Source organism: Rhizobium sp. R635 (assembly GCF_002211285.1).
In the GTDB taxonomy this organism is placed as follows: domain Bacteria; phylum Pseudomonadota; class Alphaproteobacteria; order Rhizobiales; family Rhizobiaceae; genus Rhizobium.
Map to the genome: position 1 here is coordinate 146,612 of NZ_LOKX01000037.1, position 20,212 is coordinate 166,823.

The window sequence follows — 20,212 nt, forward strand, 5'->3', positions numbered from 1 at the left end:
TCTCCCCAGCGGGGAGAAGGTGGCCCGCAGGGTCGGATGAGGGGGCCACACGGCAGAACATTTGTTATTGTTATGCTGAGCGGGCAGGGCAATCAATGCTGTGCCGCGAGGCCCCCTCATCCGCCCTACGGGCACCTTCTCCCCGCCGGGGAGAAGAGGGAATCGCGAGGTCGCGGCATGTCCCCTTCTGCACATCGTTTCAGACGTGCGAAAAACGCTGGATGATCGACCAATAACGATACCCTGGCCATAAACAAAAATCCGGCCGCGTCGCCGCGGCCGGATCTATCATTTACGTCCGAAAATCAGCTTTCAGAAGAAGCCGCGGCGCTGCCACCAGCCGGCTTTCTTCGGCTTGCCGTCATCGCTTTCGGCGGCTTCGCTGCGGGTGGATTTCACCGTCGGCTCGGAGGAGGAGATGTTGGATTCGCGGTTGGCGCGAACCGGCTTTGCCTCTTCCTGGACGGGTGCGGCGAGATCGGCGGAGGCTTCGACTACCTCCGGTTCGGCTTCGGCGGCGGGCGCCGCTTCCGCTACCGGTTCTTCGACCGGCGTTGCGGCGGGCTTGCGGCGGCCGCGGCCACGGGCAGGCTTCACCTCTTCGGCGACGACAGCCACGTCCTCGACGGCAGCCGTCACAGCTTGGCTCTCGCTGGCCTGTTCGGCAACCGTCTCGACGATTGCGGCTTCAGCGGGAGCGACGTCATCCGAAGCGCTGTCGTCTTCGTCCTCGTCGCTGCCATTGCTTTCGCCGGCTTCATCGGCCGTCAGCTCGGAGCCATCCTCGGCGCGATTGCGGCGACCGCCGCGCTTGCCGCGACGGCGGCGCTTACGGCGCTGCGATTCTTCGCTCTCGGCACGGGCCTCGGTCGTGGCGGTGGCGTTTTCATCGCCTTCGCCGCCTTCGTCCTCGCCATCTTCCTCTTCGTCGCCGGCTTCGCCCGCAGCCGAAGCCGGCTGCTCGGCATTGCCGTTGCGGCCGCGACGGCGCCTGCGGCGCTTGCGCTTGCGGTTGCCGTCACCTTCGCCTTCCGAGCGTGCCGTCGCGGCGCGTTCGGCAGCGGCCGGCTTTTCCTCGAGTTCTTCGTCTTCGTCCTCATCCGCCTCGATGACGATATCGTCGTCGTCATCCTCGGGAATGGCTGCGAAGTTGAAGAGGCTTTCGATCTTGACCGGGTTTTCCACGGCTTCGCCGCGATCGATCGCGAAGTGCTGCGCACCGACCGAACCGTCCGCGTCGATGATGATCGCGACGCCGAAGCGGGCTTCGTAATCGACGATCGTCTGGCGCTTGTGGTTGAGCAGGTAGAGAGCGATGTCGGGCGTGGTGCGCACGGTGATGTTGTGCGTCGTGTTCTTGAGCAGATATTCCTCGATGCCGCGCAGCACATGCAGGGCGACGGAGGACTGCGAACGGACGTGGCCGGTGCCGCCGCAATGCGAGCAGACCTGGGTGGTCGATTCGAGAACGGAAGCGCGGATGCGCTGGCGTGACATTTCGAGCAGGCCGAAATGCGAGATCCGGCCGACCTGGATGCGGGCGCGGTCGTTCTTCAGGCATTCCTTCAGCTTCTTCTCGACGGCGCGGTTGTTGCGCTTCTCTTCCATGTCGATGAAGTCGATGACGATCAGGCCGGCAAGGTCGCGCAGGCGAAGCTGGCGGGCGATTTCTTCCGCGGCTTCGAGGTTCGTCTGGAGAGCTGTGTCCTCGATCGAGTGTTCGCGCGTCGAGCGGCCGGAGTTGACGTCGATCGAAACCAGCGCTTCCGTCTGGTTCATGATCAGGTAGCCGCCGGAACGCAGCGTCACCTGCGGCTGCAGCATGCGGTCGAGTTGGGCCTCGATGCCGGAGCGCGAGAAGATCGGATGGATGTCGCGATAGGGCTGGACCACCTTGGCGTGGCTCGGCATCAGCATCTTCATGAAGTCTTTCGCTTCACGATAGCCTTCTTCGCCGGCAACGATGATCTCGCCGATATCCTTGTTGTAGAGGTCGCGGATCGAGCGCTTGATGAGCGAGCCTTCCTCGTAGACGAGGCAGGGAGCGGTGGAAGCGAGCGTCAGCGTGCGGACGTTCTCCCACAGGCGCATCAGATATTCGAAGTCGCGCTTGACCTCGACCTTGGTGCGGTTGGCGCCAGCCGTGCGCAGGATCACGCCCATGCCCTGCGGCACTTCGAGCATGCGGGCGATTTCTTTCAGCCGCTTGCGGTCCTGCGGATTGGTGATCTTGCGGGAAATGCCGCCGCCGCGCGCCGTGTTCGGCATCAGGACGGAATAGCGGCCGGCGAGCGAGAGATAGGTGGTGAGAGCAGCACCCTTGTTGCCGCGCTCTTCCTTGGCGACCTGCACCAGCAGGATCTGGCGGCGCTTGATGACTTCCTGGATGCGGTACTGCTTGCGCGGCTTGCGCTGCACGCGGTCCGGAACTTCTTCCATCGCGTCTTCGGCGCCGACGGATTCGATGACTTCCTCTTCACCGTGATCATCGTCGTCGTCGTCATCATCGTGGCGACGCTTGCTGGTGTCGACGTCCTCGGAGATCGTATCGGTTTCAACCATCGCGGCCATCGTGCCGCCGGTCGAGCCGTCATCCTCGTTGTCGACGCTTGCAGCGCCTTCGGCTTCGACGTCTGTGGGAACGGCATCCTCGGTCGCGGTCGTTTCGGCAACCTTCTTGCGGCTCCGGCGCGGCCTTGCCTTCTTGGCCGGCGCTTCTTCGGCGGCTTCAGGCGATGCCGCTGCCTCTGCCGTTACGGCAACCTCTTCCGCCGCGGCCTCTTCCGTTACGGCAGCAGCCGGTGCCTCTGCGGGCACGATGCCGACATCCGGCTGGTCCTGGGTCGAAAGATCGACCATCGGCGCGGTTTCGACGTGTTCGACGTCCTCGTCGCGGCGATGTTCCTCGGCCTCGGCGCGAAGCAGCGCCTGACGGTCGGCGAGGGGGATCTGGTAATAATCGGGATGGATTTCGGCGAAGGCCAGGAAGCCGTGCCGGTTGCCGCCGTAATCGACGAAGGCGGCCTGCAGCGAGGGTTCGACCCTCGTTACCTTTGCAAGATAGATGTTGCCGCGGATCTGCTTCTTGTGCTGTGACTCGAAGTCAAATTCTTCTATGCGGTTCCCGCGAACGACAACGACGCGCGTCTCTTCCTCGTGAGACGCATCGATAAGCATTTTGTCTGCCATGTAAGCTGTGCTCCTCGGCGTGGCCGTGAGAGCGCATTCCCGACTGCTGTTGAAACAGAAAGAATGCGGTCCACCGTGGCCGCGCCGGATAATGAAAGTCGCGCCTGACGCGAAGGGGAGAGCAGCAGCCAGACCGCAGCCGGAACCGTATCGGTCCGGGGCCTGTAAACTTCAGATAAAACCTGCTGCGAAACCATCAACAACCAAGCGTGATCGACAAATACGAAGACCCGTTTCGGGTCCGATGAGGGTGCTCCCTGAGAGCGTGGTGGCTGATCCACCAATGAAGTTCCGACAAAAAGCCGGAAAATCAGGATCCAGTTTTCGGGTTGAAGCGCATGAGACGGCGGACGATGACCGATGTGGCGCCAGGTCCAAATCTGGCTGGCAGCCTTGCGGCGACTCTATCCCGTCAGCACTTCTACCCTAAAATTCGTTGTATGTTTTCTCTGTCACAATAGCAAGGGAAAAGCCAAATGTGCCATAATATTGATGGATTTCGAAACGCATAGAAGCTGGGGATCAAGCGGTTGCGATTCGGCAGGCGGCAAAGGTGTTTCGTTAGAGGGCATCCCGGCCGGCCGTGCCTAGTCCATCGCGATATAAATAGGATGTGGCGGTTTATTGTTTAAGAGGGCTCGGATCGCGGCGAAATCCGCAGCGCGGCGATCGACATTCGCAAGGCGGGTTCTGACGATGGCGCTCGTCGCCTGCTGTCTCCTGCCGGCGGTGGCGGATTCCGCTGAAACCAAGGATCCGCTGCTCGCCTATGGCGCGCGTATCATCGGCGATGACGCCAGAACGCGCATCGTCATCGATTTCGATCGCGAACCGCGCTTTTCCGTCCACTACATCGCCAATCCGGAACGTATCGTCATCGACCTGCCGGCGACCGCTTTCGGCTTTCCGGCGAAGGATCTGGCCGCCCGCGGCCTCTTCAAGGATATCCGCTACGGCAAGATGGACGAGGAGAGCGCCCGCATCGTGCTGACGGCGGCAAGGCCGGTGAAGCTGGCGCTCGCCAAGGTGCAGGCCGACGAGACCGGCAAGGGCCATCGCCTCGTGCTCGATGCCGAGATGATCGACAAGCAGGCCTTTGCCGAGCTGGTCAAGACGCAATCCTGGGACGATCGGGCCGAGGCGACCCAGACGACGAGCGCCATTCCGGCGCCTGAGAAAGCCGCGCCCGGCGATTTCGTCATTGCGGTCGATGCCGGTCACGGCGGCATCGATACCGGCGCGATCGGCGTCGACACCAAGACCGAGGAAAAGCAGGTGACGCTTGCTTTCGCCAAGGCTCTGACCGAGCGGCTGAACAAGGAGCCGGGCATCAAGGCTTTCCTGACGCGTGAGGATGACGAGTTCCTGTCGCTTTCGCAGCGCGTGCTGATCGCCCGTCAGAACCATGCCGGCCTCTTCATTTCGCTGCATGCCGACACGCTGAGGCAGAAGGATATCCGCGGCGCGACCGTCTATACGATCTCCGACAAAGCCTCAGACAAGCTCGCCGCCGACCTTGCCGAACGCGAAAACCTCTCCGACCAGATCGCCGGCAAGGAGACGGTTGCCGAGCCGCCTGAGGTCGCCGACATCCTGCTCGACCTGACGCGGCGCGAAACCCAGGCCTTTTCGATCTCGCTCGCCGAAAGCGTGCTGAATTCCTTCAGGGATCAGGTCGGCACCATCAACAATCCGCACCGCCATGCAGGCTTCCGCGTGCTACAGGCCCCCGACGTGCCGTCGATCCTCGTCGAGCTCGGGTTCCTGTCGAATGCCGAGGATGAGAAGCTGCTTCTCGACGAGACCTGGCGCGGCAAGATCGCCGATCTCCTGACCGAAGCAATCAAGCGATACCGGACCGCCGTCGTGGCGAATGGCGGCTGATTTCCGCCATCCGGATGCGCGGCGGTTTTGGCGCGGCAAGACGTTTGAAAACAAAGACTAATCTGTGTTGGCTGAATCAAGTTGCGAGCAAACTGCTTCATTCCGGCGCAGGGGAGGGGCGTTGCTTGGATGTGACACTCCCGATGAAACGCCGATATACCGGTGAATGCGGCGCAAGGAGCCCTATTTTGCTCACATTCGCGCCGTTACTCCAGCTTATGTTTCGTAGCTTGAAGCGCGGAATCGGCTTGTGGCGGTAGCGCTCATGGAGTAAGCCGCGCGCAACGTGCAAATTGCCTGGATCTGTGCAATCGTTGCGTCCGCGCCGATTGAAGATCGAAGAGACCGGTAGCTGAAAATATGGTTAGACTTCTTGGATATTTCTTCGGAATGGCCTGCGTCCTGTTTCTGGTCGCGGCGGCGGGTATTGCCATCTATCTCGCCAATGTCGCGAAGGATCTTCCGGACTATGCCGTTCTGAACAGCTATGCGCCGCCGGTCACGACCCGCGTCCACGCAGGCAACGGCGCTCTGATGGCCGAATACGCCAAGGAAAAGCGTCTCTTCCTGCCGATCCAGGCCATTCCCGATCGCGTGAAGGCCGCGTTCCTCTCCGCAGAAGACAAGAATTTCTACAACCACCCGGGCGTCGACCTGACCGGCCTCGGCCGCGCAATTCTCGTCAACCTGCAGAATTTCGGTTCTGGCCGCCGCCCGGTCGGCGCCTCCACAATCACGCAGCAGGTGGCCAAGAACTTCCTTTTGAGCTCCGACCAGACGATCGACCGCAAGATCAAGGAAGCGATCCTCTCCTTCCGTATCGAGCAGGCCTACAGCAAGGACAAGATCCTTGAGCTCTACCTGAACGAGATCTTCTTCGGCCTGAATTCCTATGGCATCGCCGGCGCGGCACTCACCTATTTCAACAAGTCGGTCACGGAGTTGACCGTCGCCGAGGCGGCCTATCTGGCATCGCTGCCGAAAGGCCCGGCCAATTACCATCCTTTCCGCCATCCCGAGGCAGCGCTCGAGCGCCGTAACTGGGTGATCGACCGCATGGTCGAGAACGGCTATGTCAGCCAGAGCGACGGCGAGGAGGCCAAGAAGCAGCCGCTTGGCGTCACCGCCCGCAGCACCGGTCCCTCGCTCTTCGCTTCGGATTATTTCGCCGAAGCCGTGCGCCGCCAGCTGATCGATCAATATGGCGAGAAGGTCCTCTATGAGGGCGGCCTTTCCGTGCGCACTTCGCTCGATCCGCAGATGCAGCTTGCCGCCCGCAAGGCGCTGCAGGACGGTCTCGTGACCTATGACGAACGCCGCGGTTTCCACGGGCCCGTCAAGCAGATCGACGCAAGCGGCGATTGGGGCAAAGCGCTTGCCGATATTCCCGCACTGACAGACGTGCCGGAATGGCGGCTCGCCGTCGTGCTCGCCGTGTCCGACGACAATGTCGACATCGGCCTGCAGCCGGCCAAGGACGGAAGCGGCAAGGTTGCCGCAGACCGCCAGCGCGGCACGATCGACGCCAAGAATATGCAATGGGCCTTCCGTTCGGCGGATGGCTCGCGCAAAACCACGAAATCGCCGGAGGGCGCCGTCGCTCCCGGCGACGTCGTCTATGTCGAGAAGCTCGGCGACGATGCGTCGACCTCCTACCGTCTGCGTCAGCCGCCGAAGGTGCAGGGCGGTCTCGTCGCCATGGACCCGAAAACCGGCCGCGTGCTCGCCATGGTCGGGGGCTTCTCCTACGCCCAGTCGGAATTCAACCGCGCCACCCAGGCGATGCGCCAGCCGGGCTCCTCCTTCAAGCCTTTCGTCTACGCCGCGGCGATGGACAATGGTTATACGCCCGCCTCCGTCATCATGGATGCGCCGATCGAGATCGTCTCGGGCGGCCAGGTCTGGAAACCGGAAAATTACGGCGGCGAAGTCGGCGGCCCCTCGACGCTGCGCTCGGGCATCGAGCATTCGCGCAACCTGATGACGGTGCGCCTCGCCAACGATCTCGGCATGAACATCGTTGCCGAATATGCCGAGCGCTTCGGCATCTACGATCACATGCTGCCGGTCCTCTCCATGTCGCTCGGCGCCGGCGACACGACGGTGCTGCGCATGGTTTCGGCCTATTCGGTCCTTGCCAATGGCGGCAAGCAGATCAAGCCGACATTGATCGACCGCATCCAGGATCGCTACGGCAAGACGATCTTCAAGCATGAAGAGCGTCTGTGCGAAGGCTGCAATGCCGGCGACTGGCAGAACCAGGAAGAGCCTAATGTCGTCGACAACCGCGAGACCGTTCTCGATCCGATGACCGCCTACCAGATCACCTCGATGATGCAGGGCGTCATCCAGCGCGGCACAGCCGCAGGCAAGATCGATCTCGGCGGCCGCGACGTTGCCGGCAAGACCGGCACGACCAACGACGAAAAGGACGCTTGGTTCGTCGGCTTCACGCCGGATCTGGTCGCCGGCCTCTATATGGGCTTCGATACGCCGGCTCCGCTCGGCCGTGGCGGCACCGGCGGCGGTCTTTCCGCGCCGATCTTCAACGAATTCATGCAGGCCGCGGTCAAGGACATGCCGGAATCCAAATTCGTCATTCCATCAGGCATGAACCTCATCCCGATCGACCGCAAGACCGGCATGGCCGCCGTCGACGGCGACCCCAACACGATCATCGAGGCCTTCAAGCCTGGCACCGGCCCGGCCGACAGCTTCTCCGTCATCGGCATGGACAGCACCATGGCGCCGGAAGAGATCCTGAAGACCTCGCCGCAGGCCAATCAGGCCGTCCAGACCGGCACGCCCGGCCTCTTCTAATCCTCGTCTGAGTTTTTGGACGCCCGCCGCGGCCCTTTACATCCGCGGCGGGCGTCTCTATGTCACCAGCACTTGAAGAAGACCGTTACAGAGAAGCAGGAAAATGCGAGCGGAAATCGAAAACGTGGTCGATGAAACCAAGCAGGCTATCACCCTGCTGAGGAGGCATCTTTGACTGGGATCAGGCGGTAAGACGACTGGACTGGTTGAACAACAAGGCAGAGGATCCGAACCTCTGGAACGACGCTGCCGAAGCCCAGAAGCTGATGCGCGAGCGCCAGCAGCTCGATGACGGCATCACCGGCGTCAGGCAGCTCGAACAGCAGCTGAACGATAATATCGAGCTGATCGGGCTCGGCGAGGAAGAGGGCGACGAAGGCATCGTCAAGGAGGCCGAGGATACGCTGAAGGCGTTGAAGGCCGAGGCTGCGCGCCGCCAGGTGGAAGCGATGCTCTCCGGCGAGGCTGACGGCAACGACACCTATCTCGAAGTCCATTCCGGCGCCGGCGGCACGGAAAGCCAAGACTGGGCGAACATGCTTCTGCGCATGTACACCCGCTGGGCCGAGCGCCAGCGTTTCAAGGTCGAGCTTCTGGAAGTCCACGATGGCGAAGAGGCGGGCATCAAGTCCGCGACCCTGCTCGTCAAGGGCCACAACGCCTATGGCTGGCTCAAGACCGAATCGGGCGTGCATCGCCTCGTGCGCATCTCGCCTTACGACAGCAATGCGCGTCGCCACACGTCGTTCTCGTCGATCTGGGTCTATCCCGTCGTCGACGACTCGATCAACATCGAGATCAACGAAGGCGATTGCCGTATCGACACCTATCGTTCGTCGGGCGCCGGCGGGCAGCACGTCAATACGACCGACTCGGCCGTGCGTATCACGCATATTCCGACCGGCATCGTCGTGGCCTGCCAGCAGGAGCGCTCGCAGCACAAGAACCGCGCCAAAGCCTGGGAAATGCTGCGTGCCCGCATGTACGAAGCCGAGCTGAAGAAGCGGGAAGAGGCCGCCAACGCCGAAGCCGCCTCCAAGACGGATATCGGCTGGGGCCATCAGATCCGCTCCTACGTGCTGCAGCCCTACCAGCTGGTCAAGGACCTGCGCACCGGCGTTGCCAGCACCGCGCCTGACGACGTGCTCGACGGCGAGCTGAACGAGTTCATGGAAGCCGCTCTCGCCCACCGCATCAGCGGCGCCGCTGACGCGGTCGTCGATGATGTCGACTGATAGGCTACGATAGGATCGAGACGACAAAGCCCCGGAAACGGGGCTTTTCTTTTGGTCTATGTCGTCGCACCGATGTCGACGCTCTGAAACAACGCTGCCGACAGATCGGCGACCTCCTCATGAATGGCTGCGCGCTCGATGCCCGGGGGATCGGTGAAAAGCTCTGCCGCAAAGGCAAAGCCAAGACCGGTGCCTTTGGGGAGAAAGACGTAATGTCCAAGGCCGCCGCCGAAGATTTTGAGAGCACTGTGCGGGAGCCGTGCATGCAGCCATGACGAACATTCTTCGGCTGGTGCCGCCCTGTCGGCATCGCCGACGAGAATAAGGGCGGGTGCGTCGATGGCTTTGAGACTTTCCTCGCTGAAGCCGAGAACGGAGCGACCCGGCGCGCAGACCAGTGCCGCCTTGATTCTGTCGTCCCGGTAGGAGTTCGACATGCGGGACCATGATTCGCGAAACACCTCACTGGTGCGAAGCAATGTCGGAATATGATCGGCAAGGTCGGGGAATTCCCGTGGTCCGCGCGGGCCGTCAGGCTTCAACCTTGACGGTTCGAACTGCGAGAACTGGGCGATGGCCCCGAGCAGCAGCGTTACGCTGTACGCTCCAGCTGAAAATCCCGCCGCGAACGCACGTGATATATCGATATGGCCCGAGAGATCACCCAGCCAGTCGCCACTGTGGTCAAGCATAAAGCTCAGATCCGGCGCCCGCTCCCAAAGGCAGGCAAAACCTTCGGCACGGTAGGGCTCGATGCCGGTATTGCCGTGATGACTGACGCCGAGCGCTGCAAATCCGCGATGGACCAGGCGTCGCCCCAGCCATTCCAGCCCGGCGGCCGAGCCGCCGGTGCCATGCGACAGAAGAACGAGAGGGTAGGGTCTTGCTCCGGGGCGAATGGGTGCGTCGCGCGTGACCACGGCCCTTTGGAACCAGCTTCTCTCCGGGAAATCACTTTCCTGCGCCTCGTCGGCGGCGGGGTACCATAGTGACCAGCTGATGGGTCTGGGGCCGTCCGCGTCCCAGTTCGGCCTTGTCTCGTCGTGGAGGACGCCGTCGCGAAATCCCAGTTTCATTTGTTGGCCGTCTCTCCGGGAGGAGCTCCCCTTCAATTCGTCGCCTTTTCCACGGTGATGTCGCCGAATTCGTCGATCATCACCGTCCAGCCGTTCGGCTCTGCCGCAGGGTCGGTCTTGAGATAGATGGTCGCGAAGAGCCCCGGTTGCTTGATGATGCCGGTCGAATTCTCAGGGCGTATGTCGGTGACGTAAGGCTTCAGGTCGCTGAATTCCTGCAGCTCGATGGTCGAGACGATCGCCGGGCCACTCTCGGCCTGGGCAATCTGCTGCAGATAGATCTTGGAGGTTTTGTCCGGCTGGCGGACGGCAAAGAGCTTGTAATAGCCGTGGCGCTGTGCGCCTTTTTCCCCGGGTTTGGCAATGGCCTCGCCGCCGCTCGGCGCCCGCTCGATAGCCGGCGAGTTGCCGTCGTCCTCCCAGTAGCCGGTGCTGGTCGCGAAAATCACCGAAGCCGGCAGGATGGCATCCTGCGCGGGGGCGGCTGCAGCCGACATCCCGACCAGGAAAGCCGTCGTTATCAAGAGGCGTCGCATTGCCATCGTCTCAATCCTTGAACTGCTCGGCGAGAATACGGTCGGACCACGAGCGGTCGGGATCGGAAAGGATGCGCGCCGTCATATGCTCCGACTGGGCGATGCGGACATGCAGCACGGATTTGACCTCGGTATTGTCGGCCACCGCATTCACCGGGCGCTTGATCGGCTCGAGAACGTCGATATCGACGGTCACCTTGTTTGGAAGCAGGGCACCCCTCCAGCGCCGCGGTCTGAAGGCGCTGACCGGGGTCATCGCGAGCAGCGGCGCCTCGAGCGGCAGGATCGGACCATGGGCGGAAAGATTGTAGGCCGTCGATCCGGCGGGGGTCGCCACCATCAGCCCGTCGCAGATCAGTTCCTCCAGGCGCACCCGTCCATCCACCACGACCCTCAGATTGGCGGCCTGATAGGATTGGCGGAAAAGATAGACTTCGTTGATGGCGAGCGCGGTCGTGTTGGTGCCGTCGGCATTGGCCGTCGTCATTTTCAGCGGCCGAAAGGCATTTTCAACGGCGGCGCAGATGCGCTCCTGAAGCCTGTCGGTGCGATAATCATTCATCAGGAAGCCGACCGAGCCGCGATTCATGCCGTAGACCAGCTTGCCGGAGTTCATGGTACTGTGCAGCGTCTGCAGCATGAAACCGTCACCACCGAGCGCCACGATGACGTCGGCCTCCTCCGCCGGTACGTCGCCATAGATGCGAATCAGTTCTTCGCGCGCGGCGAGCGCCTCCATCGTCGGTGAGGCTATAAAGGAAAGCGTCTGAAATGACCGGCCCATGCAATGCCCTTTGTGAAGCTGCTCTAGCTAAAGGATAAAGGGCTGGTGCGACAAGGGCTTTTGCATTGCGAGCTGTTTTGGGCCGATACCGATCGTCAATGACAACAGGTGAGATGGTCCGGCGATACCTTCCGCCTGGCGCGGGCGGCGGCCGCACAGGGATGGATTTTTCTTTACAGAAGCGCAGAATCTGCTAGTTGGGGCAGCTGTTGCCCTTGTAGCTCAGTTGGTAGAGCACCTGATTTGTAATCAGGGGGTCCCGGGTTCGAACCCTGGCGGGGGCACCATCTTTTGCGCGGGATGCGCATTTCCTTTCATCTGATGAACCTTGCGTGAAGGACCGCTTCAGCGGCGATTCAGCCGCGCCTGCTTATGTTCGCCTCATCATCAACGAGGTAACAGCCATGAAGCTTGCACATCTCTTTCTCGCCGCAATCATTTCCGTGGGTGCGGGCGCTGCGTCCGTCGCACCGGCCGCCGCCATGCCGGCCGAGCGGCCGGCGGCGACGACGCAAGGCGATATCGTCCAAATTCGTGATGGCTGGCGACGTGATCGCGACCGTGACGATCGTGACGGGCGCGGGTGGCGTGATGAGGACGATTGGCGCCGGTCCGACTGGCGCGATGATCGCCGTCAATGGCGGCGGTGGCGTGCCGAGCGGTGGCAAGAGCGCCGCGAGTGGCACCGTCGCGATCGCGATATACCCTTTTGGCTCTACCGCAGCTGATGATGATAGCCCGGCTTGTCCGGGCTATTTTTCTAATGAGTGAGAGGTTCGTTGACGCTCGCTTCGATCCTGTCGCCATTGCCGGTCTGGCCGGCACCGGAAGGCGGCATCCTCGCGATAGGCGTTCAATCCTCGTTCTGTTTCGGGATTAACGCGTGATCGTCGCCCGCATTCACAGCTGTTCTATTGCACTGTTCCCGGTGTCGCGGGGCCGGGTGCGGTCGGCGACAGGGGATCGGGCTGGTGGACGGGGTGCGTTGTGTCCACCCAGATGATACTCAGAATGATCCCGACGAAGACCGCGATGAAGAGGACACCGAAAATCAGTGGTCGAATGGCCATGGGGCGGATATTCCTCCTTGCCTCTGGTCGGTTGCTGCAATCGGTCGTCGCCCGATCATAGTGCGCCGGAGCATCTTTCCAAGGCAAAAATGGATTTTCCCGGTATAGAGCGAACGCCCTGCGGTCGTAGCCGCCACTTGATTTCCATCTGTCGCGGCGGATCGAAACATGTCACAGATACCGGAAACATGGGGAAGCGGGGAGCTGTGATGAAGCGGGCTGTTGCGACATCGGTCATCATGGCGGCATTCGTTTCCCTTGCCAGCGCATCGGAAGATGCCGCCTTCTTCGACAAGCCGGTGAAAGTGGACGTCGTGGCGCTGCCGAAGGATGAGCTCAATCCCCGTGCGAAGCCGAAGATCAGTTGCAGCCGTTATCCAGGCTTCATGGTCAAGGAAGTCGATCTCGGTGACGTCGGCGCCGAAAAGCTGGCGCTGCTCGCTGCGGACGCGCCTTGCGAGCGTGCCGATGAGCGCGAACGAGTCGTCGAGGACGACACCGCCGGCTACTTTATGGGCGCCAGCGGCGGTTTCGTCTTTTTCCGCGCGGCGGATGGGTGGAACGGCGGGCAGCCGTTCGTCGTCTATGATGCGACAACGGGTGAGCGGCTGCTGAACGATTCTCTGGATGGCGATGATTTTGCCGCGATCAGGGGCGGCAAGGGAGAGCTGACCCTCGATTTTCGCCGCGTCTACACGGCTTCGTGCTCTCTCTATCTGGAGGGGACTGTTTGCGCGAAAGCGATCGCCGCCGATACCGGCCTGTCGCCGGAGCAACTGCCGGATTGTGCCGTCGCCTACAAAGCGGAAATGAAGCGCAGTCCCGACTATGCCAAGGAAATCGAAAAGCTGCCGAGCGTCATCGTCTATCCGGTCGAGCTGATCTACGTGGCAGGCGATACCGCGCGCAGGCCGACGGGCGGAGCGACCGCCTGCTGGACGCCGAGCTGATCGAGATTACTGACGCACCAGCGAAAGCGGCTTGCCGCCCTCCTGCTTCGACTTGTCGAAATTGCCATCGGCACGCATGTCGAAGGCAAGCGACGAGCCGTCATGGCTCATCAGCGTGAGACCGAAACCGTCGATATGCCAGACCGCGAGCTTCAGCCTGGCGACATTCGCAGCGCAGTCACTGGAGGGTGACATCGGCGCGTTGCCGTCTGCCTGGGCATTGTCCTTGAGGGTGACGATGCAGAGCTTTTCGCCGTCCGGCCTCTGCATCGTCCATATCCCGGCAAGGTTGCTGAAGGTTGGCAGGCGATTGATCCCCTCTGGCGCTGCGAGCAGCAGGAGCGGCGCGCCGTCTTCCGTCTTCATCGGCGAACCCTCGTTCTCGACGAAGCGGGCGAGCACCTTGCGCGTCGCATCGATCAGGATGAGGCCGCCATTGCCGTCGAAATTCCAGGCAGCGGCTTCGGCAAGCGCCGGCAACGGCTTGGCGCAGGAATCCTGGCCGGAAAGCGAATGGCCGCTGATCGCCATGTCGGTTTCCAATGTTATCCGGCATCCGGCTGCGCCATCCTCTGGGGCAACGAGATAGGTTCCCGCCTGCGCCTTGATAATATCGGGATCGATCTCCTGTCCGCATGCCGCGCCACAGACAAGGAGCGTCGCCGCCGAAGCCGCGAGCCGAAGAACGAAACGGATCATGACAATTCCCCTTTGTCCGGTCCGCCTCTGGACCGCTTATGCTTTCAAGTATAGCCGCGCCGCGTAAAGCGCGATCGCCGCTGCGTTCGAGACGTTCAGCGACTTGATCGCGCCGGGCATGTCGAGGCGGGCAAGCGCACCGACGGTCTCGCGCGTCTTCTGCCGCAGCCCCTTGCCCTCGGAACCGAGCACCAGAGCCACCTTCTCGCCGGAGAAGGTGCCTTCGAGCGGCGCCGGTCCTTCCGAATCGAGGCCGATGGTGGAGAAGCCGAGCTTGTGCAATTCACCGAGCACATCGGCGAGATTGGTGATCTGTATATAAGGTATCAGTTCCAGCGCGCCGGAGGCGGATTTGGCGAGCACACCGGACTCGGTCGGGCTATGTCTCTGGGTAGTGATGACCGCGCCGGCATTGAAGGCGACGGCCGAGCGCATGATCGCGCCGACATTGTGCGGATCGGTGACCTGGTCGAGGACGAGCAGGAGAGGGCTGTCCTTTAGCGCTTCCAGCCGGCGCACCGGAAGCGGCCGTGTTTCCAGCATCACGCCCTGATGGATCGCGTCGGGGCCGAGGACCTTGTCGATCTCCTGCGGTGAGACGATCTCGACGGGAATGCCGAGCGCCTCGACATCGATTTCGAGCCGGGCGAGCGCATTCTGCGTCGTAAACAGCTTGATCTTTTTGCGCTCGGGATTGTCGAGCGCCGCGCGCACCGTATGCAGGCCATAGAGATGAACCTGGTCGGGGGCGAGGGCCGGTGGCTTCCAGTCTTCAGCGCCGCGCTTGCGCTTTTGTGGCTGCGGCGTCGGGATCTCGCCGCGCTCACGCTTGGCGTCGCGGTGGGCTCGCCGAAGATTGGCGTAGTGCGTATCCTTGGCGGATGGGTCTGTGACGGTCTTGCCGCCGGATTTCTTGTCTTTGCTCATGCGGCTTTATAGCCAGGGCGCTCGTCGTCGCATAGGCCTTCTTTCATATGCCGGCTTTCGGCGGCGAATGAAATTTTTCGTGTTTTTTCCGTAGTCATCGTGTTGACAGACTGAAATGCTCCGGTCATATACGCGGCGCAGACGACGGGCGGCAATGCTTCGAAGTCTGACGAACTTGGTCTTCAAGATCCGGACGAAAACTGGAGAGATGCCCGAGTGGTTAAAGGGGACGGACTGTAAATCCGTTGGCTCAGCCTACGTTGGTTCAAATCCAACTCTCTCCACCATTCGTCATCGGATCTGACCATCCCGCGGGTATAGCTCAATGGTAGAGCAGCAGCCTTCCAAGCTGAATACGCGGGTTCGATTCCCGCTACCCGCTCCAGTTTCCCTTTGAAGCCAGTCCATACGATCGTCGCATCATATGCGTGGATACTCCTGCGCTGCCGAGAACGCGTGGTCCACTCATTTTTCCTTGGGATTTCAGCGAATTTCGAGGGGGCTTTGGCGAATCGCCTTGCAGGCGGCGAATTGTCCCCCATATGCGCTCTCACGCCAAGAATGGCGTCTGCAATTAAGTCTTGCGCAATTTCGCCGAAAGCCTTAAACGGCGGCACTAAACCGGTTCGCCGGGGCCACCATTTCGTTCACAGGAAGCATTCAAATGGCAAAGAGTAAGTTTGAGCGCAACAAGCCGCACGTCAACATTGGCACGATTGGCCACGTTGACCACGGCAAGACGTCTCTGACGGCAGCGATCACGAAGTACTTCGGTGAGTTCAAGGCGTACGACCAGATCGACGCGGCTCCGGAAGAGAAGGCGCGCGGCATCACCATCTCGACGGCGCACGTCGAGTATGAGACGCCGAACCGCCACTACGCGCACGTCGACTGCCCCGGCCACGCCGACTATGTCAAGAACATGATCACCGGCGCAGCTCAGATGGACGGCGCGATCCTGGTTTGCTCGGCCGCTGACGGCCCGATGCCGCAGACGCGCGAACACATCCTGCTCGCCCGCCAGGTCGGCGTTCCGGCGATCGTCGTGTTCCTGAACAAGGTCGACCAGGTTGACGACGCCGAGCTTCTCGAACTCGTCGAGCTTGAAGTTCGCGAACTTCTGTCGTCCTACGACTTCCCGGGCGACGACATTCCGGTCGTCAAGGGTTCGGCTCTTGCCGCTCTCGAAGATTCGGACAAGAAGATCGGCGAAGACGCGATCCGCGAGCTGATGGCAGCGGTCGACGCCTACATCCCGACGCCTGAGCGTCCGGTTGACCAGCCGTTCCTGATGCCGATCGAAGACGTGTTCTCGATCTCTGGCCGCGGCACTGTCGTGACCGGCCGCGTCGAGCGTGGCATTGTCAAGGTTGGTGAAGAAGTCGAGATCGTCGGCATCCGCCCGACGTCGAAGACGACCGTGACCGGCGTTGAAATGTTCCGCAAGCTGCTCGACCAGGGCCAGGCCGGCGACAACATCGGCGCGCTGGTTCGCGGTGTGAACCGTGACGGCGTCGAGCGTGGCCAGATCCTGTGCAAGCCGGGCTCTGTCAAGCCGCACAAGAAGTTCATGGCCGAAGCCTACATCCTGACGAAGGAAGAAGGCGGCCGTCATACGCCGTTCTTCACCAACTACCGTCCGCAGTTCTACTTCCGCACGACGGACGTTACCGGCATCGTAACGCTGCCGGAAGGCACGGAAATGGTTATGCCGGGCGACAACGTCACGGTTGCCGTCGAACTGATCGTTCCGATCGCGATGGAAGAAAAGCTGCGCTTCGCCATCCGCGAAGGCGGCCGCACCGTCGGCGCCGGTATCGTCGCTTCGATCGTCGAGTAACCATTTAGGTTATCCGCAATCAGGAAAACCCCGCTGGAAACAGCGGGGTTTTTCGTTTTTGATGCCTTCCGGTTCGTTTAACAGGTGTTGTAAAAATATCGTTAAGTTGGCCCGTCACAGTATTTTGTTCATCTCACGTTCAGAAACCGGTTGTGATTGGCTCATTTTAGTCCAGACTCCTCCTTGTAAAGAGGAGAGCCCGGATGATTCCAAAGGCCACATTCGTTGCGACGATATTCGCGATGTATGTTTTCACGATGTTTTTCATCGCTGCAATTCCGCAAGAGGTCGTTCAGGCGGCCGGCGTGCAGATCAATGAGGTAAGCGTCGTCAAGTGACGCGCTTTCCAGTTCATCGCAGGGGGGCTGCGGTGAGAGGGCAATAATTGGCCAGGTGCTCCCAGATAGGGTGCTTCTGGCGAGGCGGGGTGAAACCCCTTGCAGGACGCTCGCTTGCTCTTTGCGCGGAAGCGTCTAACCATGCCTCCGGCTTCATGACGCGGAGGATATTCCAATGAAGAAACGTATCCTGTTCACAGGCGGTTCGGGCAAGGCAGGTCGCCATGCCGTGCCGTGGCTCATTAATGCCGGTTACGAGGTTCACAACCTCGATCTCGTGCCGCTGGACAGCCCCGGCGTCACCAACCTCATCGCCGACATCACCGACAGCGGCCAGGTCTTCAACGCGCTCTCGATGCATCGCGATTTTCCCGATCTCGACGCGGGCAGGGGCGTTCAGCCCTTCGATGCCGTCGTGCATTTCGCCGCCATCCCGCGCATCCTGATCAAGCCTGACAACGAGACCTTCCGCATCAACACGATGGGCACGTACAATGTCATCGAGGCGGCGGTGAAGCTCGGCATCCGGAAGATCATCGTCGCGTCGAGCGAAACGACCTACGGCGTCTGCTTCGCCGAGGGGCATCGCGATTTCCACCAGTTCCCGCTGGAAGAGGACTACGACGTCAATCCGATGGATTCCTACGGTCTTTCCAAGGTGGTGAACGAAAAGACTGCGCGCGCCTTTGCCGAACGGTCGGGCTTCGACATCTATGCGCTGCGCATCGGCAACGTCATCGAGCCGCACGAATACGAGAAGTTCCCCACCTATTTCGCCAACCCCGAAATGCGCAAGCGCATCGCCTGGAGTTATATCGACGCCCGCGACCTCGGCCAGATATGCCATCTCTGCATCGAGAAGGATGGTCTCGGTTACCAGGTCTTCAATGCGGCCAACGACACCGTCTCGGCCAATACGCCATCGAAGGAACTTGCGAAGCGATTCTTCCCGAATGTGCCTTTCACCCGCGAGATCGGCGAATATGAAGGGCTTCTTTCCAACCGCAAGATCCGCGAGGTGCTGGGCTTCAGGGAAGAGCACGATTGGCGGAAATACGTGAAGGTCTGAGCAGCTTCCGGCCGCGCGATTGAAAAAGCCATTTCTCCGCATATGAGGAGAATGGCTTTGAAAATCGAAAATCGTGCTTGCCAATCCCGCGCCGTCGTCTTAAAGGGTCGCCATGCTTTTCGGCAGCGATTTGCGGGCCTTGGCCCGGGCGCTGAATGACAGGCATGAAGGGGTATAGCTCAGTTGGTAGAGCGGCGGTCTCCAAAACCGCAGGTCGGGGGTTCGAGCCCCTCTGCCCCTGCCATTTTCCTTGATGCGGGACAGCGCGGACGTGCTTGCAGCGTTTCGAAGCGGGAATAATCGGTGGCAACTAATTTCGTTAAACTTCGGTTTCCCTCTTGTGTATTCGGAAATCGGTGTTTATTTAGGGTTCAACAGACACGCGGTGCGTGGGGCTGATAGTTTCAGCTTTACGCGCCGTAATTGCGTGGGCAGTCGATGGCATCCAAATCCAATCCATTCGCGTTTCTGCAGCAGGTTCGCTCCGAGACGTCCAAGGTCACATGGCCATCGCGCCGCGAGACGATGATCTCGACGGTCATGGTGCTCGTGATGGTGGTTTTCGCCGCGCTGTTTTTCTTTGCCGCTGACCAGTTGATCGGCTGGGCTCTCAGCTTCGTGCTGAATATCGGCAACTGATACGGGTGGAGATGAAAATGGCGGCACGTTGGTACATCGTCCACGCGTATTCCAATTTTGAAAAGAAGGTGGCTGAAGACATCGAGAACAAGGCTCGCCAGAAGGGGCTTGAGCATCTGTTCGAGAAGATTCTCGTGCCGACCGAAAAGGTGGTGGAAGTGCGTCGCGGCCGCAAGGTCGACAGCGAGCGCAAGTTTTTCCCGGGTTATGTTCTCGTTCGTGCCAATCTGACGGATGAGGCCTATCACCTGATCAAGAATACGCCGAAGGTGACTGGCTTCCTTGGCTCCGATAATAAGCCCGTTCCGATTCCGGATTATGAAGCCGAGCGCATTCTCGGTCAGGTTCAGGAAGGCGTCGAGCGGCCGAAGGCATCCATTACCTTCGAGATCGGCGAGCAGGTCCGCGTTTCCGACGGCCCCTTCGCCTCGTTCAACGGCACGGTTCAGGATGTGGACGAAGAGCGTTCGCGCCTGAAGGTGGAAGTGTCGATCTTCGGCCGCGCAACGCCGGTCGAGCTGGAATACGCTCAGGTCGAGAAGGTCTGATTGCAGAATTGGAAGCTGGCCTTCGCGGCCTGCTTCCCGCGGACCTTGTCCGCATCCGCGTGGAAGGTGAGGGGTCTTAGCCGGACCCCAATGATCCGCACCACGCAACCGCAGCCGCCGGAGTGATCCGGCATCACGGGCCGGGCAACCGGCCGTTCATGAAAGGCAGAGAGATATGGCTAAGAAAGTTGCAGGCCAGCTCAAGCTTCAGGTTAAGGCAGGATCGGCAAACCCGTCCCCGCCGATCGGCCCGGCGCTTGGTCAGCGTGGCATTAACATCATGGAATTCTGCAAGGCGTTCAATGCCGCCACGCAGGAAATGGAAAAGGGTATGCCGATCCCGGTCGTCATCACCTATTACCAGGACAAGTCCTTCACCTTCGCGATGAAGCAGCCGCCGGTCAGCTACTGGCTGAAGAAGGAAGCGAAGATTACGTCCGGTTCCAAGACGCCTGGCAAGGGCGCAAAGGCTGGTACCCTCACCAAGGCTCAGATCAAGACGATCGCCGAAGCCAAGATGAAGGACCTGAACGCAGCAGATATCGAAGGTGCAATGGCGATGATCGAGGGCTCTGCCCGCGCCATGGGCCTGGAAGTGGTGGGTTAAG

At 61.0% G+C, this 20,212-nt stretch carries 18 protein-coding genes and 4 tRNA genes; 15 read left to right on the top strand and 7 right to left on the bottom strand.

Annotation, left to right across the window (positions count from 1 at the left end; translation table 11 throughout):
- Nucleotides 1-312 precede the first annotated feature (312 nt).
- Nucleotides 313-3,189 carry a ribonuclease E/G gene (locus ATY78_RS27660; RefSeq protein ID WP_088685474.1) on the bottom strand — a complete coding sequence of 959 codons (2,877 nt, stop codon included), beginning with the start codon at nt 3,187-3,189 and terminating at the stop codon, nt 313-315.
- Nucleotides 3,190-3,813: 624 nt separating this feature from the next.
- Here ATY78_RS27660 and ATY78_RS27665 point away from each other — a divergent pair.
- The 3 genes from ATY78_RS27665 (at nt 3,814) to prfB (ending at nt 9,128) form a co-directional block, all read left to right on the top strand.
- Nucleotides 3,814-5,073 carry an N-acetylmuramoyl-L-alanine amidase gene (locus ATY78_RS27665; protein WP_088685475.1) on the top strand — a complete coding sequence of 420 codons (1,260 nt, stop codon included), beginning with the start codon at nt 3,814-3,816 and terminating at the stop codon, nt 5,071-5,073.
- Nucleotides 5,074-5,433: 360 nt separating this feature from the next.
- Nucleotides 5,434-7,893 (top strand): penicillin-binding protein 1A, encoded by a 2,460-nt coding sequence (locus tag ATY78_RS27670; protein WP_088685476.1) that lies wholly within the window; start codon nt 5,434-5,436, stop codon nt 7,891-7,893.
- Nucleotides 7,894-7,996: 103 nt separating this feature from the next.
- Nucleotides 7,997-9,128 (top strand): peptide chain release factor 2 gene (gene prfB / locus ATY78_RS27675; RefSeq protein WP_141105684.1). Its coding sequence is split into 2 segments (ribosomal slippage): nt 7,997-8,065 and nt 8,067-9,128, totalling 1,131 coding nucleotides; the frame shifts between segments, so codons are not numbered across the junction.
- 56 nt (nt 9,129-9,184) lie between these two features.
- On the opposite strand, the gene ATY78_RS27680 is transcribed toward prfB, so the two are convergent.
- From ATY78_RS27680 to ATY78_RS27690, 3 genes are read right to left on the bottom strand one after another with little or no spacing between them, the layout of a single operon-like run.
- Nucleotides 9,185-10,204 carry a dienelactone hydrolase gene (locus tag ATY78_RS27680; protein ID WP_088685529.1) on the bottom strand — a complete coding sequence of 340 codons (1,020 nt, stop codon included), beginning with the start codon at nt 10,202-10,204 and terminating at the stop codon, nt 9,185-9,187.
- A 32-nt stretch (nt 10,205-10,236) separates the two neighbouring features.
- Nucleotides 10,237-10,746: a hypothetical protein gene (locus tag ATY78_RS27685; protein ID WP_088685478.1), complete on the bottom strand. Its 510-nt coding sequence runs from the start codon at nt 10,744-10,746 to the stop codon at nt 10,237-10,239.
- A gap of 4 nt (nt 10,747-10,750) precedes the next feature.
- Nucleotides 10,751-11,524: an NAD kinase gene (locus ATY78_RS27690; protein WP_088685479.1), complete on the bottom strand. Its 774-nt coding sequence runs from the start codon at nt 11,522-11,524 to the stop codon at nt 10,751-10,753.
- A 211-nt stretch (nt 11,525-11,735) separates the two neighbouring features.
- Between ATY78_RS27690 and ATY78_RS27695 the strand changes: the two genes are divergently transcribed.
- Nucleotides 11,736-11,811: transfer RNA gene (locus ATY78_RS27695), tRNA-Thr, on the top strand.
- 45 nt (nt 11,812-11,856) lie between these two features.
- Entirely contained in the window at nt 11,857-12,252 is a 396-nt protein-coding gene (locus ATY78_RS27700; protein ID WP_190237541.1) for a hypothetical protein, read from the top strand.
- Nucleotides 12,253-12,435: 183 nt separating this feature from the next.
- Here the strand turns inward: ATY78_RS27700 and ATY78_RS28690 are convergent, their stop codons facing one another.
- The gene (locus ATY78_RS28690; protein ID WP_190237542.1) at nt 12,436-12,594 is read right to left on the bottom strand and encodes a hypothetical protein; all 159 of its coding nucleotides are present in this window, start codon (nt 12,592-12,594) and stop codon (nt 12,436-12,438) included.
- A gap of 209 nt (nt 12,595-12,803) precedes the next feature.
- Here ATY78_RS28690 and ATY78_RS27705 point away from each other — a divergent pair, with 209 nt between their 5' ends.
- Nucleotides 12,804-13,544 carry a hypothetical protein gene (locus tag ATY78_RS27705; protein WP_088685480.1) on the top strand — a complete coding sequence of 247 codons (741 nt, stop codon included), beginning with the start codon at nt 12,804-12,806 and terminating at the stop codon, nt 13,542-13,544.
- A gap of 6 nt (nt 13,545-13,550) precedes the next feature.
- Here the strand turns inward: ATY78_RS27705 and ATY78_RS27710 are convergent, their stop codons facing one another.
- Entirely contained in the window at nt 13,551-14,243 is a 693-nt protein-coding gene (locus ATY78_RS27710; protein ID WP_088685481.1) for an AprI/Inh family metalloprotease inhibitor, read from the bottom strand.
- A gap of 36 nt (nt 14,244-14,279) precedes the next feature.
- Nucleotides 14,280-15,170: a 23S rRNA (guanosine(2251)-2'-O)-methyltransferase RlmB gene (gene rlmB, locus ATY78_RS27715; protein WP_088685482.1), complete on the bottom strand. Its 891-nt coding sequence runs from the start codon at nt 15,168-15,170 to the stop codon at nt 14,280-14,282.
- A gap of 202 nt (nt 15,171-15,372) precedes the next feature.
- On the opposite strand from rlmB, the gene ATY78_RS27720 reads away from it, so the two are divergent.
- The 9 genes from ATY78_RS27720 to rplK all read left to right on the top strand — a co-directional run bounded on the left by ATY78_RS27720 (nt 15,373) and on the right by rplK (nt 20,211).
- Nucleotides 15,373-15,457 (top strand) — tRNA-Tyr (locus ATY78_RS27720).
- A 24-nt stretch (nt 15,458-15,481) separates the two neighbouring features.
- A tRNA-Gly gene (locus ATY78_RS27725) sits at nt 15,482-15,555 on the top strand.
- 279 nt (nt 15,556-15,834) lie between these two features.
- The gene (tuf, locus tag ATY78_RS27730) at nt 15,835-17,010 is read left to right on the top strand and encodes an elongation factor Tu (RefSeq protein WP_088685483.1); all 1,176 of its coding nucleotides are present in this window, start codon (nt 15,835-15,837) and stop codon (nt 17,008-17,010) included.
- A 203-nt stretch (nt 17,011-17,213) separates the two neighbouring features.
- The gene (locus ATY78_RS29030) at nt 17,214-17,348 is read left to right on the top strand and encodes a hypothetical protein (RefSeq protein ID WP_008521422.1); all 135 of its coding nucleotides are present in this window, start codon (nt 17,214-17,216) and stop codon (nt 17,346-17,348) included.
- 175 nt (nt 17,349-17,523) lie between these two features.
- Nucleotides 17,524-18,417 carry an NAD(P)-dependent oxidoreductase gene (locus ATY78_RS27735; protein ID WP_088685484.1) on the top strand — a complete coding sequence of 298 codons (894 nt, stop codon included), beginning with the start codon at nt 17,524-17,526 and terminating at the stop codon, nt 18,415-18,417.
- 168 nt (nt 18,418-18,585) lie between these two features.
- Nucleotides 18,586-18,661 (top strand) — tRNA-Trp (locus ATY78_RS27740).
- Nucleotides 18,662-18,855: 194 nt separating this feature from the next.
- On the top strand, nt 18,856-19,056 hold the full coding sequence (gene secE / locus ATY78_RS27745) for a preprotein translocase subunit SecE (RefSeq protein WP_088677314.1): 201 nt from the start codon (nt 18,856-18,858) through the stop codon (nt 19,054-19,056).
- Nucleotides 19,057-19,073: 17 nt separating this feature from the next.
- A complete protein-coding gene (nusG, locus tag ATY78_RS27750) occupies nt 19,074-19,604 on the top strand; it encodes a transcription termination/antitermination protein NusG (protein ID WP_004669067.1) in 531 nt (176 codons plus the stop codon).
- Nucleotides 19,605-19,779: 175 nt separating this feature from the next.
- Complete coding sequence (gene rplK, locus ATY78_RS27755) at nt 19,780-20,211, top strand: 50S ribosomal protein L11 (RefSeq protein ID WP_009985507.1); 432 nt, start codon at nt 19,780-19,782, stop codon at nt 20,209-20,211.
- Nucleotide 20,212: the final 1 nt, after the last annotated feature.

Excerpts from the sequence above, each read along its gene's own strand:
- ATY78_RS27660 (WP_088685474.1), bottom strand. The coding sequence starts at position 3,189 with ATGGCAGACAAAATGCTTATCGATGCGTCTCACGAGGAAGAGACGCGC.
- ATY78_RS27670 (WP_088685476.1), top strand. The coding sequence starts at position 5,434 with ATGGTTAGACTTCTTGGATATTTCTTCGGAATGGCCTGCGTCCTGTTT.
- ATY78_RS27680 (WP_088685529.1), bottom strand. The coding sequence starts at position 10,204 with ATGAAACTGGGATTTCGCGACGGCGTCCTCCACGACGAGACAAGGCCG.
- ATY78_RS27685 (WP_088685478.1), bottom strand. The coding sequence starts at position 10,746 with ATGGCAATGCGACGCCTCTTGATAACGACGGCTTTCCTGGTCGGGATG.
- ATY78_RS27690 (WP_088685479.1), bottom strand. The coding sequence starts at position 11,524 with ATGGGCCGGTCATTTCAGACGCTTTCCTTTATAGCCTCACCGACGATG.
- ATY78_RS28690 (WP_190237542.1), bottom strand. The coding sequence starts at position 12,594 with ATGGCCATTCGACCACTGATTTTCGGTGTCCTCTTCATCGCGGTCTTC.
- ATY78_RS27705 (WP_088685480.1), top strand. The coding sequence starts at position 12,804 with ATGAAGCGGGCTGTTGCGACATCGGTCATCATGGCGGCATTCGTTTCC.
- ATY78_RS27710 (WP_088685481.1), bottom strand. The coding sequence starts at position 14,243 with ATGATCCGTTTCGTTCTTCGGCTCGCGGCTTCGGCGGCGACGCTCCTT.
- rlmB (WP_088685482.1), bottom strand. The coding sequence starts at position 15,170 with ATGAGCAAAGACAAGAAATCCGGCGGCAAGACCGTCACAGACCCATCC.
- tuf (WP_088685483.1), top strand. The coding sequence starts at position 15,835 with ATGGCAAAGAGTAAGTTTGAGCGCAACAAGCCGCACGTCAACATTGGC.
- ATY78_RS29030 (WP_008521422.1), top strand. The coding sequence starts at position 17,214 with ATGATTCCAAAGGCCACATTCGTTGCGACGATATTCGCGATGTATGTT.
- ATY78_RS27735 (WP_088685484.1), top strand. The coding sequence starts at position 17,524 with ATGAAGAAACGTATCCTGTTCACAGGCGGTTCGGGCAAGGCAGGTCGC.
- secE (WP_088677314.1), top strand. The coding sequence starts at position 18,856 with ATGGCATCCAAATCCAATCCATTCGCGTTTCTGCAGCAGGTTCGCTCC.
- nusG (WP_004669067.1), top strand. The coding sequence starts at position 19,074 with ATGGCGGCACGTTGGTACATCGTCCACGCGTATTCCAATTTTGAAAAG.
- rplK (WP_009985507.1), top strand. The coding sequence starts at position 19,780 with ATGGCTAAGAAAGTTGCAGGCCAGCTCAAGCTTCAGGTTAAGGCAGGA.